Source organism: Priestia sp. SIMBA_032 (assembly GCF_046535215.1).
Lineage (GTDB): Bacteria > Bacillota > Bacilli > Bacillales > Bacillaceae_H > Priestia > Priestia aryabhattai.
In genome coordinates, this window is record NZ_JAWRXD010001673.1 from 1 (window position 1) to 231 (window position 231).

The window sequence follows — 231 nt, forward strand, 5'->3', positions numbered from 1 at the left end:
TCGTCGCCACGGGCCTCGGCGCCTCGCACGTCCTCGTCAACGACGCCCCCGTCCGTTCCGGCAAGCGCACCATCAGACCCCGACGACGTCCCGTTCCCATCCGGGAGCAGGTCGGCGACCGGGAGTTCCGGCTCGACGCACGCGGTTTCTGGCAAGTGCACCGCGGGGCCGCGCAGACCCTCACCGCGGCGGTCCAGTCGGCCGTGGACGAGGCGCTGTTCGACCCCAGGG

The 231-nt window shown here is 73.2% G+C and carries 1 protein-coding gene; it reads left to right on the plus strand.

Annotated elements, in window-relative coordinates; translation table 11 throughout:
- Positions 1-231: hypothetical protein (locus tag SB717_RS39935; RefSeq protein ID WP_410908909.1), on the plus strand; the 231-nt coding region annotated here is incomplete at both ends.